Consider the following 17,068-nt stretch of genomic DNA (forward strand, 5'->3'; position numbering starts at 1 on the left):
CACCAACCATGCTCAGGCGCACCAAAATTGTCGCCACACTCGGTCCCGCGACCGACTCTCCCGAAGCCCTCGCCGCCATTATCGGCGCCGGCGTCGATGTTACCCGACTGAACTTTTCACACGGCAGTGCTGAAGACCACATTCAGCGTGCGCGCCAGGTACGCGAAGCGGCTGCCGCACAGGGCCGGTTTGTTGCCCTACTAGCTGACCTGCAAGGCCCGAAACTGCGGATTGCCCGTTTCGCCAATCACAAGGTCACCCTGACAGCCGGCCAGAGCTTTGTCCTCGATGCCAACATGGACAAGGAAGCCGGTACCGAAACCCACGTCGGCATCGATTACGAGCAACTGATCGAAGACGTGAATCCAGGCGACATTCTGGTTCTGGACGACGGCCGCATCGAGATGGAAGTGCAGTCTGTGGACGACCACAGCATCACCTCCACGGTCCTGATTGGCGGCCCCCTCTCCAACAACAAGGGCCTGAACAAGCGCGGCGGCGGCCTGTCGGCGGATGCCCTGACCGAGAAAGACAAGCAGGATATCGTGACCGCAGCCCGGCTGAACGCGACTATGTTGCGGTGTCTTTCGTGCGCACTGCCGAAGACATGCACACGGCTCGCCGACTGCTCAAGGAAGCAGGCTCTGACGCCGGCCTGGTTGCCAAGATCGAACGAGCTGAACTTGCCCACGACGTGGAAGCCCTGGACGCCGTTATTGAAGCCTCCGATGCCGTCATGGTCGCCCGCGGCGATCTCGCCGTTGAAATCGGCGACGCGGAACTGGTCGGCGTGCAGAAGCACATCATCCAGCGGGCACGGGTACTGAACCGTGCGGTCATTACCGCCACCCAGATGATGGAATCGATGATCACCAGCGATGCCAACACGCGCCGAGGTGTCCGATGTCGCAAACGCGGTCATGGACTACACCGATGCCGTGATGCTGTCAGCTGAAACAGCAGTCGGTGATTATCCGAAGGAAGCCGTTGAGGCGATGGTTCGCATCTGCCTGGGCGCTGAGAAGCACCCGTCAATGCACCAGTCGAAGCACCGGATTCACGAGAGCATGGAGCGCGTCGACGAGGCTATTGCGCTGTCGTCAATGTACGCGGCCAACCACCTGGAAGGTGTCGCTGCCATCATCTGCATGACCGAAACCGGCGCTACGCCGCGACTGATGTCTCGCATCAAGTCCAGCCTGCCGATTTTTGCCTTCTCCCGTCATCATTCAACTCAGCACCGGGTAGTCATGTTCCGGGGCGTCCAGACCATACCGTTCGACTCTGCCAAGATTCCGAACGAGCAAACCAATGCCCTGGCCGTGTCAGAACTGGTTAATCGTGAGGTTGTTAGCGAGGGGGATCTGGTGGTGATTACCAAGGGCGACTACGTTAATGCCCAGGGTGGCACCAACACCATGAAGATCGTAAAGGTAGGTTCGGACATCCGCTAATACGGCGATCGATACCCTGCATTCACTCTTCGAACAGCACACTTCGAAGAGTGAATAAACCTTGCGGCCAGCGTTTTTACTGGCACTGGTCGCAAGGGCACTCTTTAAAAGGTTGAGAGTTATAAGTCCGCAAGACTGTCCCGAGCAATCTGGGTGATCTGCGCCCAATCTTTGGCAGCGACCACATCTGCTGGTGTCAGCCAGGAACCACCCACCGCCTTTACATTCTTCAGCGCCAGATAGTCTTTCGCCGTATCGCGACGAATGCCGCCCGTCGGGCAGAAGGTCACATCGCTGAAGGGTCCACTGAACGCTTTCAACGCCGGCACACCGCCAGACACCTCAGCCGGGAAGAATTTAAACTCGCGGTAGCCCAGGGCATACCCCATCATCAGTTCTGACACGGTTGAAATACCCGGCAGCAACGGAGCTTCCGAGGTTACGCCAAACTCAAGAATGGCTTCGGTCACACCGGGGGTAATGACAAACTGCGCTCCTGCCGCCTCGACCTGGCGATACTCGGCCACACTGGTGACCGTACCGGCGCCAACCCAGGCGTCAGGAATGGCTTCGCGCACGGCTTTGATGGCATTAACACCGTGTTCAGTCCTGAGGGTGATCTCAAGCACGTTGATGCCACCGTCAACCAGCGCCTGACACAGCGGCACAGCATCTTCGAGTTCATTGATCGCGATAACCGGCACCAGGGGCGAGGCCGCCAACACGGCCTGAACGCGCTCGCGCTGGAATTCAGAAAGTTGGGTCATGGGTTTTTACTCCAATAAATCGTGAAAAGCAGACTCAGGGACTCCAGAACACATTGAGTCCAGGCTGAAGAAAAGCGCGCACCGGCATTGCCATCACGTCGCTCGGATTGGCCAAAGCCTGCTCCAGAGTCTCAAGCTTGTCCTGGCCCTTCAGGTGCAGCGCGGTGAACCGCGCATCCTTCAGTGCCGGCCAGGTCAGTGTGATTCGTTGCTGGGATTGGGACGGCGGCGTGGCCGCAGCCACCCGGTTCGGGCAGTCGGCACTGATCGCCTCAGCCAGCTCCGGTGCGTCCGGGAACAGGGACGCGGTATGGCCGTCATTCCCCATACCAAGGATCAGTACATCCAGGGGCAGCGCCAGATCTGCCAATTCCGCTTTCACCGCCGCCAGCCCCTCAAGCGGGGTCGCGCCCTGCTGCTTGAGCGACAGGTAGTTGGCGGCCGCAGCCTTGCCTTGCAACAGATGCGCCTTCACCAGCTGGGTATTGCTGGCGGGATCGTCCTCGGCTACCCAGCGCTCATCCGCCAACAGGATATCAACCCGCTGCCAGTCGAGCGCCTTTTCAGACAAGGCCTTGAAAAATGGCAGCGGTGTCGAACCACCCGAAACCACCAGGCTGGCTCGCGGAGCCTGCGCCAGCCTGGTTTCAAGAACCTCGGCCACAGCATCGGCCAGCGCCACGGCAACCTGCTCCGGCGTTTCCCCGAAGCGCGGAAGCATACCCTCAGGCAACTGAATATCAGGCGTCTTCATACCAGCTCCTTCCGTCACGAGTGATCATGGCGATGGACGCCACCGGCCCCCAGGTACCGGCGGCATAGCGCTTGGGAGGAGCACCACTGTCGCGCCAGTTCCGGATAACCTGATCAACCCAGCGCCAGGCGTGTTCAACCTCGTCCCGGCGAACAAACAGGTACTGATTGCCTTTCATCACCTCCCACAGCAGACGCTCGTAGGCATCTGGAATCCGGTCAGTGTCAAAGGTCTCCGAGAAGGTCAGTTCCAGCGGGCCCTGGCGCAATCGCATGCCCTTATCAAGGCCCTGGTCCTTGGTCAGGATCTTCAGCGACATGCCCTCATCCGGCTGCAACCGGATAATCAGCTTGTTGTTGGCCAGGTGTTTCTGATCCGGATCAAAGATGTAGTGCGGCGCAGGTTTGAAATGAATGATGATCTGGGAAAGCTTCTCCGGCAGCCGTTTTCCGGTGCGGATGTAAAACGGCACACCGGACCAGCGCCAGTTGTCGATCTCAGCCTTCAGCGCCACAAAGGTCTCGGTATCGCTGCCTTTGTTGGCCCCCTCTTCCTCAAGGTAACCGGGCACGGGCTTGCCATTGCTGGTACCTGCTGTGTACTGGCCACGAACCACGTGGCTTTCCATCATGTCCGGTGTCACCCGCTTCAGCGCCTTGAGCACCTTCACCTTCTCATCACGAATGCTGTCCGCAGACAGGTCCGAAGGAGGATCCATGGCGATAAGGCACAGCAGCTGGAGCAAGTGATTCTGAATCATGTCCCGGATCTGGCCGGCCTGATCGAAATAGCCCCACCGACCCTCAATGCCGACACTCTCGGCAACGCTGATTTCAACGTGGGAAATGTGGTTCTGGTCCCACTGGGACGCGAACAGGTTGTTGGCAAATCGCAGGGCGATCAGGTTCTGTACCGTTTCCTTACCCAGGTAGTGATCGATGCGGAACAACTGGTTTTCATTGAACACCTCGCCCAGCTCATCGTTGATCACCTTGGAGGACTCAAGATCGTGACCAATAGGCTTTTCTACCACTACCCTGGTGTTTTCGTTGCAGCAATTTGCCGCCCGCATGTTACGGGCAATTACACCGTACATGGACGGCGGCGTTGCCATGTAAACGATCAACTCGTTATGGGCATCGTCTCGCCAATCGTTGAGAACGCTGAAGCCTCGGGATTGCTGAAATCGAGAATCTGGTAGTCGACCCGCTGCAAAAACTTGTCGGCAACATTGGCATCAAACTCTTCCGGTTTGACGTGTTGCTTCAGTTTTTCGAGCAGTTGCTGCCGAACACTGTCGGTGTCCGCTTCCGTGCGCGCAATGGCGAGAATGCGGCTACCCTCAGCAAGCAGCTTGGCCCTCTCCAGTTGGTAAAGTGCAGGAAACAGCTTGCGTTGAGCGAGATCGCCCAGTGCGCCAAACAGCATAAGGTCACAACGGGTATTGCTTTTATTGGCCATTGGATCCTTCTCTCCGGTGGGTAAGGCGATCACAACGCCAGTCGGCTCGCCTTTGGATTTCGTCGTTGGATGTAGTAATTTTATGCAAATAATGACATCAGGGATCGGGTTTTCCAAGGAAAAAATGCACTAAATGACATTTTTACTACCCAAAAGTAGGGAGAAACGCGGTATAATCAGCGCCGTCGAAAAACAACGAACGCCAAAGAGTCAGGGAGTACTTTTAATGGCCGCGAATCAGGCGCACCGCGATGAAAATCTGCTTACCGACATTCAGTCCCGGCTGGACAGTCTCAACAAATCCGAGCGCAAAGTAGCAGAAGCCATTCTTCGCGATCCCAGCGCTGCCACCCGCTACAGCATAGCTGCGCTTGCCAGGGCCGCAAATGTCAGCGAACCCACGGTTAACCGGTTCTGTCGCGGCTTTTCTGCCACCGGTTTCCCGGACTTCAAGATTCGGCTGGCGCAGAGCATTGCAACGGGCACCCCCTATGTCGGCCAGAACGTCGAGGCTAACGATACGGTCTCGGAGTTTGCCGACAAGATCATGCTCAGCACCATTGCCAGTCTCGACAAGGCCCGTCAGGCTCTGGACCCAAATGCCCTGGCATCTGCCATCGACTACCTGATCCAGGCCAAGCAGATCAATTTCTTTGGTATGGGCGGCTCTGCTTCAGTGGCTCTCGATGCCCAGCACAAGTTCTTCCGCTTCAATATCCCGGTGATGTCCTACGATGACGCACTGATGCAGCGCATGGTGGCAGCCGGTGCCAATGTGGGCGATGTGATCGTGCTCATCTCCTACACCGGACGCACCCGGGAAACGGTGGATATTGCCCAGGTGGCCCGCGACAACGGCGCAATCGTGATTGGCATCACCAACCCCGACTCGCCCCTGGCCGCAGTCTGCAGCGTGGTGGTGGGGGTGACCGCCCCCGAGGACACCGAGGTTTACATGCCGATGTCTTCCCGAATCATCCATCTGACCGTGATTGATATCCTGGCGACCGGAGTGACCCTGAAACGGGGCGCTGATTTTCTTGGCCACCTGAAGAAGATCAAAGAAAGTCTCAAGCCGACGCGACTGCCGTCTGAATAACCCCGCCAGCAGGTCCCACGTGTCGATTCAGCCGACAGGCACGTGGGGCTGACAGATCTACGCCCCTCCTCCCCCTCAAAACTACCCCCCCAAATTCTTGGGGGCGGAGGATGTACTAACCCTTACGTTACAACACTATGAAATCCGGTTTCCCAATGTCTGATTGGCAGGAGCTGCAATCTCGGGAACCGGAGGCACGGTCTGGCCACGGCTATTCATAGTCCTAACCTGATCATCCGCTTCCCAGACATTTAACAATGACAAAAAGCATAGGACTCAGATGATGCAGAACAATAAGCGCTTCTCTATGAACAAGCTTCCTCTAGCTGCTGCGGTAACAGCTGCCGTTATGGCCACCCCAGCCATTGCAGTCGATTTCCACGGTTATGCCCGTGCAGGCGCCTCGAGCAACCTGAACAGCGGTGGCGAGCAGACTTGCTTTGGCAGCGGCTCCACTGGCCACTACGTTGGTCGACTGGCCGACGAATGCGACACCTACGCCGAACTCGCCCTCGGCGACGAGCTGTTCAGTCAGGACGGAGCCACTTTCCGCTTCGATTCCATGATTGCTTACAGCGCCAACGAACAGGGTAACGACTACCAGGCCCTGGACGGCGGCAACAACATCAGTGGCGTCGACTTCGCCGGCGAAGAAGTCACTCGTAACAGCTCCAACCCTTACGGCGGTGGCGATCTGGCCCTGCGTCAGCTGTACGTATCCGCCAACAACGTGATCGAGTCCCTGCCGGGTGCCACTCTGTGGGCCGGTAAGCGCTACTACCAGCGTAAAGACATTCACCAGCTCGACCTGTTCTATGTCAGCAACTCCGGCTACGGTGCCGGTGTTGAGAACATCAAGGCCGGCGCTGGCCAGCTGTCGGTTGCCTACACCAATTCCGACAACAGCGAAAATGATGACATCGTTCAGAACAACAAGATCGATGTTCGCTATTCTTTTCCGCTGGCCGGTGGCAACAACCTCGAATTGATCGGCATCTACGCCATGGCGGACCTGACCGACCAGCAAGAAGACGCCGGTTTCGATGATCAGGACGGTTACTTCTTCACAGCTGAGCTGTCTTCAGGCGTGATGGGTGGCTTCAACAAATTTGCCGTTCAGTACGGCGCCGATTCCATGGGCTTCACCAACGCGGAAAACGCCAGTGGCGGCCGCGTGGCTAACAACAACGCTGGCTACTTCGAATCCAGCTGGCGTGTCCTGAACCACGGTGTTATCAAGCTGGGTAGCGGCTGGGACCTGGGCCACTCTGTGGTTTATGAGCGCGCCGAGTCCCACGATGCATCTGCTGACGACGGTGAGCGCCTGAGCATTGTTGCGCGCCCGGTTTACAACTGGACCAATGTTATGAGCACCGCCATCGAGGTGGGTTACAGCGAAACCGACCGCCCCTGGTTTGACGATTCCCAGGATCTCGGCAAGTTCGCCGTCGCCCAACAGTGGCAGGCAGGCCCCGGCTACTGGGCACGCCCGGTTATCCGCGCCTACGCAGCCACCTTCTTCGGTGACGAAGCAGAGGCCGCTCGCGGCGGTGAAGGTGTCGACGGCGACGTTCAGATCGGCGCCCAGATCGAAGCCTGGTGGTAAGTCTCTAATAATCTCTTAGTGTTGTTGGACCTCTTGGGCCGGCGTTATGCCGGCCTTTTTTATGCCTGAACCGCCACACCTACGTAGTTCTACTACCCCCACCCCTATCCCTCTACGCCCTAAAAAAATGCTCGCCGAAGGATGTTCTGGCGTCGGCACCGCGCAACCATGACCTTGGCCCTCCCGGGCTGCTCAAACAACAACAAGGGAAAAAAGGATATTCTCCATGCCTGATCAAAAATTGATGGCAGGTGGCTTTGCACTGACCATGGTGCTTGCGCTCACCGGCTGTAAAAAAGACGACGACGAACAACCCACCGAAGCCTTGCTAGAGCCCGGCGCCAACGAAGCACTTCTTTACTACAAGCGTCCGGACGAGAATTACAGCGGCTGGGGCCTGCATCTTTGGAATAACGAGGCCGCGGGCTGCGATGGCCTGGACGAAAATGTGCCCACTGACTGGAACGCCCCTCGTCCTCCAGACGGCATCAGCGACACCTATGGCGCCTACTACTTCATACCCATGCGCGAAGCCGGCAACTGCCTGAACTTCATCGTGCATAAGGGCGACGAAAAAGACATTGGTGGCACGGATCACCGCTGGCACTTCGACGATCTTGGCAACCGCATCTTTACCCTTAGTGGCAAGCAGGAGCTTTCCCAGATCCCGATCGAAGCAGACAAAATTACAATTGCAGGTGCACAGGCGCATTGGTGGATGAGACCACCCTGGTCTTTAAAGGCACCGAAGCACTGAACCGGATGGAACTCAGGTACGACAGCAAAGCCCGGATCAAAATAGACGACCGGCGCGAGGACTTGACCGGCGGCCAGGTGATTGAGCTGCAAGCGACCACTCTGACCGAGTCCCTGAAGGACAAGTTTCCGCACCTGAGCGACTGGCCCGCCTACGAGGTAATCGCGGATAACGCCACCATCCGGAAAGCTCTGACCGGGCAATTAGTAGCAGCGGCCTATACCGATAGCGACAAACTTCTGATCGCCACCCAGGTTCAAATCCCAGGCGCACTCGATGCGCTTTACGCCTACGAGGGCGAGCTGGGTGCGGCGGTTAATGGCAGCGATGTGGATTTCGCCGTCTGGGCACCCACCGCCCAGGATGTCCGCTTGCACCTGTTCGACAACGCCGGTCAGTTGCTTGATAGCCACTCGATGACCAGTGCCGGCACCGATGGCGTATGGCGTCATACCGGCTCCAGCAGCGAGCTGCTCGGGCAATACTATCAGTACGAAGTGACCGTCTATCACCCGCGGACGAGCGCCATTGAGACCACGATGGTGTCAGACCCCTACGCCCTGAGCTTGTCGGCCAACGGTCAGTATGCCCAGATCGTTGACCTGACCGATCCGGGCCTGGCTCCAACCGGCTGGAGCAGCACCAACCCACCAGCCCTCGCTGCTCCCGAAGACGTGGTGGTTTATGAGACCCACATCCGTGACTTCAGCGCCACCGATGAAACCGTCGCCACCGAATTCCGCGGCAAATATAAGGCATTCAGCCAACCCGCCGATGGTTCGATCGACAGTGTCGCCCACCTCAAGGCCATGGCCGATGCTGGCGTAAGCCACCTGCACCTGCTGCCGGCATTCGACATCGCCACCGTCAACGAGAATCCCGCGCGGATTGTCGACATCGAAGACGACTTCTCCCGCCTGTGCGAGCTGTCGGAACAGGCAGCCAACGACTATGCCGCTCACTGCGGCAGCGGCAACAGCATTCGCGCGGTGCTCGAATCCTTCGATCCGAAAACCGGCGACGCCCAGGCTCTGTATAACACCCTGCGCGGCCTGGACAGCTTTAACTGGGGTTACGATCCGGTGCACTACACGGTGCCCGAGGGCAGCTACGCAACCGATGCCAACGGCAGCCAGCGCATTGTGGAGTTTCGTGAGATGGTCCAATCCGCCACCGACCTGGGCCTGAACGTGGTAATGGACGTGGTGTATAACCACACCAACTCCTCTGGCCTGGCAGACAACTCGGTGCTGGACAAGCTGGTGCCTGGTTATTACCACCGCCAGAACCCGGAAACCGGCCAGGTCGAAAATTCCACCTGCTGCGAGAACACGGCGTCAGAGCACGCATGATGGAAAAGCTGATGATCGACTCTCTGGTGACCTGGGCGGAGCATTACAAGATCTCCGGCTTCCGGTTCGACCTCATGGGCCATCACATGCTGACCAACATGACCGAGGCCCTGGCCGCAGTTCAGGCGGTAGATCCGGACACCTATTTCTATGGTGAGGGCTGGAACTTTGGTGAAGTCGCCAATAACGCCCGCGGCGAGAACGCCATCCAGGCCAACATGGCCGGCACCGGCATCGGTTCCTTTAACGACCGTCTGCGGGATGCCGTGCGCGGCGGTGGCCCGTTCGACAGCGAGGACGGCATCCGTGCCAACCAGGGCTTCAGTAATGGTTTGTTCACCAACCCCAACAACCTCTCCTCCGGCGCCCAGTCCGAAAAGGATGCGCTCCTGCAACGCAGTGACTGGATTCGCGTGGGCATTGCCGGCAGCCTCGCCGACTATCGCTTTATTGCTTTTGATGGCATTGAGAAAACCGGTGGCGAGATCGACTACAACGGCCAGAATGCTGGTTATACCGCTGACCCTCAGGAAATCATCAACTACGTGTCCAAGCACGACAACCAGACCCTCTGGGACAACAACCAGTACAAGGCGCCCTACGCGGCAACGGTGATGGAGCGTGCCCAGATGCAGGTGGTTGGCCTGTCCATTCCGATCCTGAGCCAGGGCATTCCTTTCCTGCACATGGGATCAGAGCTATTGCGCTCCAAGTCCATGGAGCGTGACAGCTACGATTCCGGCGACTGGTTCAACGAAGTGGACTTCAGCTATCAGGCCTCGGCCTGGAACCGTGGCCTGCCAAGACAGGACAAGGACGGCGCCAACTGGCCGCTGATTCTCCGGGTAATCGAAGGGGCCGGCAGCAATGCCAACCCAAACCCGGGTTCCATCGCCTACACCAATGACCAGGTCCAGGAACTGTTGACGGCTCGTGCAAACAGCCCGCTGTTCCGCCTGCAAACCGCCGAGGACGTTCAGCAACGCCTGCAGTTTCTCAATACCGGCCCGGCCCAGACTCCCGGTTTGATCGCCTACCGCCTGCTCGACGACGGCAGTAATGGCCTGAGTGATCTGGACGCTGGCAATGACGAACTGGTGGTGCTGATCAATGGCAGCAACAGCACCCAGACCCTGAGCACCTCGTATACCGGCAGCTATACCGTCGCGGCGGATACCTCACCGAGCAACGGCGCCGGTGCCAGCAATGGCGAATTTACCGTGCCTGCGTTGTCAGTGGCGGTATTTTCAAAATGAGCATCTCAGGATCTAGCATCCCGAAAGTGCTCATCAAAAATGCACGGCAATAAAAAGCCCGGGATTTAACCCGGGCTTTTTTTGGACTGCGGAACGCTCGATTAAGAGCGCTCTGCCGACTCGCTTAAGGCCGTTCCACTTCCGCACGATTGCGCAAGAACTGCTGGTAGGCACCGTATTCACGCTGTCCTTCAAGAGACGCCAGGAATTCTTCCAGCTGGCCAAACTCTTCAGAAGTTTCATCCACGGCGCCCTCGTTTACGCCATCGAGCGCTACCACGGCGGCACTGCTGCCACTGACCGACTGGCCATAGCTGGTCTCACCTTCGGCAGGACGGGACAGCGAGAATACTGTCCGCATGACGGCCGCTCCGGCCTCCTGATCATTGCGGGGTTTTGCTTCGTAGCTCGCCCACTCCTCTGCACCCAGCTCCGACAGCGACTTGCCTGCTTCAAGGCCGGCAATGATCTCGTCAGCGCGCTCACTCAGGGCGGCGCGAGTTTCCTGGGCCTTCAGAGAAGCGCGCACGTCCGCGGCCACCTCTTCCAACGCCAGCTGCTGGGCTTCACGGTATTCGCGCACACGAGCCACCACCGATACGTTGTCGCCCACGTCGATCAGCTCGGTGTTATAGCCGTCTTCAACCACATCGGCAGAGAACAGCTGGCGCACCAGGCCTTCGTGATCAAAGGGCGCGGTTCCGCCATTGCGGGTAATACCTTTGGCTTCGCGCACCTCCAGGCCAAGTTCCTCGGCCGGGCCGGCAAGATCATCGGCGGCGTAAGCGGAGTCCGCCAGCTTGGTCCGAATCTCGGCAAAGCGCTCTTCGGCACGCTCGCGGGCCAGTTCGCTGCGAAGCTGGCCTTCAATCTCAGACAGTGCAGGCACGTCCGAACGGCGTACGTCGTCCAGCTTGATCAGGTGTAAGCCGAAACTGGTCTCGACCGGCTCGGATACCTCACCCTCTTTCAGGCAAACAGAGCCTCTTCAAACGCTTCGTTGTAGACGCCACGGCCGGCATAACCAAGATCACCGCCCTCTTCGGCAGAAACGGTATCGATTGAATATTCCTTAGCCAGATCCGCGAACGGAGTTCCGTCGGCCAGCTTTTGCTGCAGAGTTGCCATGGTCTGATCAGCGTCTTCGCCATCCTCAATCAGAATGTGCGCAGCACGGCGCTCTTCCCGGGCCAGATCATCAGCACGCGCTTCATAGTACGCCTGAAGCTCGTCTTCGCTGATTTCAATGGATTCTGCCAGCGCACCCAGGGACAGGGTGATATAAGCCGCATCGACCTGCTCAGGCTGTTTAAAGGCGCTGCTGTTCTCGTCGTAGAACGCCTGCACTTCGTCTTCGGTGATTTCCACCTGATCGGCGACGGCGCTCTCAGGCACGGTCACGACACGGAAGTCCCGGGTCTGGTTCTGAATACGCAGCAACTGGCTGACGTTTTCGTTCGCCGCCACACCGCTTTGCACAATGCCGGCGCGGATCTGGTTGACCACATATTGCTTACGCATTGCTTCGCGGAATTCCGCCACGCCCATGCCCAAGTTGCGAACGGTGGAGACAAAGCGGTCACGGTTAAACTGGCCTTCAACCTGGAACTGGGGCATCTGGGTGATCAGCGCGTCGATGTCGGCATCGGTCAGGGCCAGGCCCTGGCTGTCAGCATCCTGGATAAGTACCCGCTGCTGGATCAGAGACTCCAGAACGTCTTTACGGATCTGGTCTTCGTTCAGCAGCGACGGATCCGGGTTTTCCATGCGCGACAGCCGACGCTGACTTTCCATCTGGACCAGACGGAGAAACTCGCGCTCTGTGATGTCTTCACCGTTTACCGTTGCCACTTCCGGCTCACCGGAGAAGCCGCCAATAATGGCGTCCATTCCCCAGATGGATAGGGACACGATCAGCAAACCGATAATAATTTTGGCAATGGTGCCTTGGGCGTTTTCCCGAATATCTTGAAGCATGTTTCTCCCGAATCCCTGTTCAAGGTCGTGCAGTTTTCAGCGTTTGGCGATAAGCGTAGGGGCACTGAACGTAAAAAGGCGCACCCTATCCGGAATGCGCCTTGAATTCTTGCTGGGCAGCTCCCTGCGACAGGAGCTGCCAGAGAAAGAACCGTTACTTAACGGCGTCTTTCAGGGCCTTGCCTGCTTTGAACCCAGGCACTTTAGAGGCCGGAATCTTAATCTCGGCACCAGTCTGCGGGTTACGACCGGTACGAGCAGCACGCTCTTTTACAGAGAAAGTACCAAAACCGATCAGAGTTACCTGATCACCCTTCTTCAGGGCACCGGTGATGGAGTTGGTCATTGCGTCCAGAGCACGGCCAGCCGCTGCTTTGGAAATATCTGAGGATTCTGCAATTGCATCAATAAGTTCGGACTTGTTCACACTAAACCCCTTCGATTTCAGGTTGAAGATGTTATAGGTTGGATTGTTTTTTCTCGGACGCTCTCGACTATCGCATAGGCGGTCGGAGAATTCCATTCTTCACTTTTCTTATTCCTTGCGGTTGTTAACCGGTGCTTGGAATAGGCACTTGATGCGCGGGAGCCCTTGGTATTGGCTGCTTCACGGCGAAACAGTTATACCAACGGGCTCTCTGGCATGTCAACAACTCATCAAGGCTTTAATGTGTATTTATGCGCTCTGCGGCGTCGCCGTCTTCGTCACGGGGCTTGCTTGAACCCGCTTCTGAGGACTCGTCTGCGGTGCGCGGCTCCGGCGGATATGCCAGTGCAATGTCCAACACCTCGTCGATCCATTTGACCGGATGAATCTCCAGCGACTCTTTGATGTTGTCCGGTATCTCCTTGAGATCTCGAACATTTTCATCAGGTATCAAGACCGTCTTGATACCGCCGCGATGGGCCGCCAGGAGCTTTTCCTTGAGTCCGCCAATGGGCAGAACCCGGCCCCGCAGGGTGATCTCACCAGTCATTGCGACATCCGCACGGACCGGAATTTTGGTCAGTGAAGAAACCAGCGCAGTGCACATGCCAATACCGGCACTTGGACCGTCTTTTGGCGTTGCGCCCTCAGGAACGTGGACGTGCAGATCGTGTTTCTCATGGAAATCATCGGCAATTCCAAGCCCGGGCGCGCGACTGCGAACGACAGTCAGAGCCGTTTGAATGGACTCCTGCATGACATCGCCCAGGGAACCGGTCTTAACCACCCGACCCTTACCCGGTGTCAGTGCACACTCGATGGTCAGCAATTCGCCACCCACCTGGGTCCACGCCAGGCCGGTAACCTGGCCGATCTGGTTTTTCTCTTCCGCCAGACCGTACTTGAACTTCTTCACACCGGAGTAGTCCTCCAGCATGTCCGGCTGCAGCGTCACAGAAGCCTTGTCGTTGGCTTCAACGTGCTCACGCACCACCTTACGGCAGATCTTGGCGATCTCGCGTTCCAGGCCCCGTACGCCCGCCTCACGGGTGTAATAACGAATCAGGTCCCGAAGGGTTTCCTCTGGAATCACCAGTTCGTCCTTGCGCAGGCCGTTGGCCTTGATCTGCTTGGGCAGCAGGTAACGCAACGCGATATTGACCTTCTCGTCCTCGGTGTAACCCGGGATACGAATAATCTCCATCCGGTCCAGCAGAGCCGGCGGAATATCCATGGAGTTCGAGGTGCACACGAACATCACGTCGGACAGGTCGTAGTCGACCTCCAGGTAATGGTCGTTGAAGGTGTGGTTCTGCTCCGGATCCAGCACTTCCAGCAACGCTGACGCCGGATCACCACGATGGTCCATACCCATCTTGTCGATTTCATCGAACAGGAACAGCGGGTTCTTTACCCCTACCTTCGACAGCTTCTGCAGGAGCTTGCCCGGCAATGCGCCAATGTAGGTTTTACGATGGCCGCGGATCTCTGCTTCGTCGCGCACACCACCGAGCGCCATCCGCGTGTACTTGCGGTTGGTAGCCCGGGCGATGGACTGACCCAGCGAGGTCTTACCGACACCAGGGGGGCCTACCAGGCACAATACCGGTCCCTTCACCTTCTTGACCCGGCTCTGTACCGCCAGGTACTCAAGAATGCGCTTCTTGACCTCGTCCAGGCCGTAGTGATCCCGGTCCAGAATCTCGCGCGCTTTTTCGATGTCGTGGCGCACCCGGCTGCGCTTCTTCCAGGGAATGGCCAGCATCCAGTCAATGTAGCCACGAACGACGGTGGCCTCAGCTGACATCGGCGACATCATCTTGAGCTTGTTCAGCTCCGCTTCGGTCTTCTTGCGAGCTTCCTCGGGCAAACCGGCTTCTTCAAGCTTCTGCTCCAGCTCTTCAAAATCGTTGTTGCCCTCACCGAGCTGGCCCATTTCTTTCTGAATGGCCTTCATCTGCTCGTTCAGGTAGTACTCGCGCTGGCTACGCTCCATCTGTTTCTTGACGCGACCACGAATGCGCTTCTCGACTTCGATCAAGTCGATTTCACCGTCCAGCTTGCCCAGCAGCAGGTCGACCCGCTTGCGCACATCCAGGGCTTCCAGCAGCTCCTGCTTCTCCGGGATGCGCATTTCCAGATGCGCGGCCATGGTGTCGGCCAAGCGCTCCAGATCCTCGATGCCGGTGAGCGCATTGGATACTTCTGAAGGCACTTTCTTGGACAGTTTTACGTACTTTTCAAACTCGTCCATCAGGGTCTTGATAAGCACGTCCTGTTCGCGCTCAGGCAGCCCTTCTTCTTCCATCAAGGTCGCGCCACCGGACAGGTATTCGCCTTCGGTGATGTCGCTGATGGTGGCCCGGGCGTTACCTTCGACCAGAACCTTTACGGTGCCGTCTGGCAACCGGAGCATCTGCAGGACCGTTGCCAGCGTCCCCATATCAAACACATCGGCGGGGCCCGGCTCGTCGGTTGAGGCGTCGCGCTGGGCAACCAGGAGGATTTCCTTACTGCCTTCCATCGCGGCTTCGAGGGCCTGGATGGATTTTTCACGGCCCACAAACAGCGGGACCACCATGTGCGGGAACACCACCACATCACGCAACGGCAGCAACGGGTAGTCTTGCACAGTATTTTCGGGTATCCGGGTCATAGGGAATCCTCTGACGGTGTTTCTTTGAGCATATCACCCTTCATTGGGGCGCCCGTAAAAAATGCAATCTCTTTACCATACGAAACAGACCGGGAAAACGGGGAAACAAAACGCAAAAAGGGGCGTTTCCGCCCCTTTTTGTTTTAACTCCCCGCCAAACGCCGGATCAATCTTCCGGCACTGCCTTGGCGTGGTCGTTGCTCGCGTAAATCTTGAAGGGTTCGGAATCCCCGTCGATTACGCTTTCGTCAATAACCACCTTGGCAACGTCATGCTCAGAAGGAATCTGATACATGGTATCCAGCAGCGTGGCTCCATGATTGAGCGCAAACCACGGGCGCCGGTCTTACGCTCCATAGCCTTGCGTGCAACCGCCCGCAGGGCGTCTTCACGGAAGTCTAGCTCGACTCCTTCCATATCAAACAGCTTCTGGTACTGCTTGGTGAGCGCGTTCTTCGGCTCGGTCAAGATCTGCACCAGCGCGGGCTCGTCCAGCTCGGTCAGTGTTGCCACCACAGGCAGACGACCAACAAACTCTGGAATCAGGCCAAACTTCACCAGATCCTCGGTTTCAACATCCTTGATGATGTCGCCGGTGCTCTTGGTGTCTTCCTGGCTGACCACAGAAGCCGAGAAGCCAATGGAACTGCGCTCTGAGCGCTCCTGGATCACCTTATCGAGACCTGCAAAAGCGCCACCACAGATAAACAGGATATTGCCAGTGTCCACCTGCAGGAATTCCTGCTGCGGATGCTTGCGCCCGCCCTGAGGCGGAACCGAGGCTACGGTGCCCTCGATGAGTTTCAGCAGCGCCTGCTGAACACCTTCGCCTGAGACGTCCCGGGTGATTGACGGGTTATCCGACTTCCGGGAAATCTTGTCGATCTCATCGATGTAGACAATACCGCGCTGGGCCTTGTCGACATCGTAATCACACTTCTGCAGCAGTTTCTGGATGATGTTTTCAACATCCTCGCCCACATAACCTGCTTCGGTCAGCGTGGTCGCATCGGCAATAGTGAACGGAACGTTCAGCATCCTAGCCAGGGTCTCGGCCAACAGGGTCTTACCACTACCGGTCGGGCCGATAAGCAGAATGTTGCTCTTACCAAGCTCAACATCCGCCTTGCCTTCACCGTAACGCAGGCGCTTGTAGTGGTTGTAAACCGCCACCGAAAGCACAACCTTCGCTCGATCCTGACCGATGACGTATTCGTTCAGCGTGTCTCGTATCTCTGCGGGTGTCGGGAGCCGGTCGCTAGCCTCTTCCTGGGAATTCTCCTGAATTTCCTCACGAATGATGTCATTGCACAGGTCGACACACTCGTCGCAGATGAACACCGAGGGCCCTGCAATGAGTTTGCGGACTTCATGCTGGCTCTTTCCGCAAAACGAGCAGTAGAGCAACTTGCCGTTATCGTCGCCTCTGCCGTTTCTTTCATCTGCCATTGAAATACCTCTGATCTTGGTTAGCCGGCGTTACTGGCTACTACGCCGGCCAA

General features: G+C 57.5%; 11 protein-coding genes and 3 pseudogenes. 6 read left to right on the plus strand and 8 right to left on the minus strand.

Annotated features, from left to right (window positions below):
- The first annotated feature begins 8 nt into the window (after positions 1-8).
- A pseudogene (pyk, locus tag AU14_RS13905) lies at positions 9-1,454 on the plus strand (pyruvate kinase).
- Between the two features lie 119 nt (positions 1,455-1,573).
- On the opposite strand, the gene AU14_RS13910 reads toward pyk, so the two are convergent.
- From AU14_RS13910 to zwf, 3 genes and pseudogenes are all read right to left on the minus strand, one after another.
- Complete coding sequence (locus AU14_RS13910) at positions 1,574-2,221, minus strand: bifunctional 4-hydroxy-2-oxoglutarate aldolase/2-dehydro-3-deoxy-phosphogluconate aldolase (protein ID WP_041341744.1); 648 nt, start codon at positions 2,219-2,221, stop codon at positions 1,574-1,576.
- A 34-nt stretch (positions 2,222-2,255) separates the two neighbouring features.
- Positions 2,256-2,975 carry a 6-phosphogluconolactonase gene (gene pgl / locus AU14_RS13915; protein WP_041341746.1) on the minus strand — a complete coding sequence of 240 codons (720 nt, stop codon included), beginning with the start codon at positions 2,973-2,975 and terminating at the stop codon, positions 2,256-2,258.
- A pseudogene (gene zwf, locus AU14_RS13920) lies at positions 2,962-4,436 on the minus strand (glucose-6-phosphate dehydrogenase). The gene pgl and the pseudogene zwf overlap by 14 nt, the downstream one beginning before the upstream one ends.
- A 226-nt stretch (positions 4,437-4,662) precedes the next feature.
- Between zwf and AU14_RS13925 the strand changes: the two are divergent.
- From AU14_RS13925 to AU14_RS19890, 5 genes are all read left to right on the plus strand, one after another.
- Positions 4,663-5,535, plus strand: coding sequence for a MurR/RpiR family transcriptional regulator (locus AU14_RS13925; RefSeq protein ID WP_041341749.1), 873 nt, complete (start codon positions 4,663-4,665; stop codon positions 5,533-5,535).
- Positions 5,536-5,815: 280 nt separating this feature from the next.
- Positions 5,816-7,141, plus strand: coding sequence for a maltoporin LamB (gene lamB / locus AU14_RS13930; RefSeq protein WP_236744089.1), 1,326 nt, complete (start codon positions 5,816-5,818; stop codon positions 7,139-7,141).
- Between the two features lie 226 nt (positions 7,142-7,367).
- On the plus strand, positions 7,368-7,898 hold the full coding sequence (locus tag AU14_RS19880; protein WP_201773477.1) for a pullulanase-associated domain-containing protein: 531 nt from the start codon (positions 7,368-7,370) through the stop codon (positions 7,896-7,898).
- Positions 7,856-9,250 carry a hypothetical protein gene (locus AU14_RS19885; RefSeq protein WP_201773478.1) on the plus strand — a complete coding sequence of 465 codons (1,395 nt, stop codon included), beginning with the start codon at positions 7,856-7,858 and terminating at the stop codon, positions 9,248-9,250. Before AU14_RS19880 ends, AU14_RS19885 begins: the two co-directional genes overlap by 43 nt.
- Positions 9,251-9,261: 11 nt before the next feature.
- The gene (locus tag AU14_RS19890) at positions 9,262-10,506 is read left to right on the plus strand and encodes an alpha-1,6-glucosidase domain-containing protein (RefSeq protein WP_201773479.1); all 1,245 of its coding nucleotides are present in this window, start codon (positions 9,262-9,264) and stop codon (positions 10,504-10,506) included.
- Between the two features lie 124 nt (positions 10,507-10,630).
- On the opposite strand, the gene AU14_RS21885 is transcribed toward AU14_RS19890, so the two are convergent.
- From AU14_RS21885 to clpX, 5 genes and pseudogenes are all read right to left on the minus strand, one after another.
- Entirely contained in the window at positions 10,631-11,395 is a 765-nt protein-coding gene (locus tag AU14_RS21885; RefSeq protein WP_236744090.1) for a peptidyl-prolyl isomerase family protein, read from the minus strand.
- Between the two features lie 80 nt (positions 11,396-11,475).
- Positions 11,476-12,483, minus strand: a complete 1,008-nt coding sequence (locus tag AU14_RS21890; protein ID WP_236744091.1) for a SurA N-terminal domain-containing protein — start codon at positions 12,481-12,483, stop codon at positions 11,476-11,478.
- A gap of 154 nt (positions 12,484-12,637) precedes the next feature.
- Entirely contained in the window at positions 12,638-12,910 is a 273-nt protein-coding gene (locus AU14_RS13945) for an HU family DNA-binding protein (protein WP_041344017.1), read from the minus strand.
- 238 nt (positions 12,911-13,148) lie between these two features.
- A complete protein-coding gene (gene lon / locus AU14_RS13950) occupies positions 13,149-15,566 on the minus strand; it encodes an endopeptidase La (RefSeq protein WP_041341754.1) in 2,418 nt (805 codons plus the stop codon).
- A gap of 166 nt (positions 15,567-15,732) precedes the next feature.
- Positions 15,733-17,015: pseudogene (clpX, locus tag AU14_RS13955) on the minus strand (ATP-dependent Clp protease ATP-binding subunit ClpX).
- Positions 17,016-17,068 lie beyond the last annotated feature (53 nt).

The organism is Marinobacter similis (genome assembly GCF_000830985.1).
GTDB classification, from domain to species: Bacteria; Pseudomonadota; Gammaproteobacteria; order Pseudomonadales; family Oleiphilaceae; genus Marinobacter; species Marinobacter similis.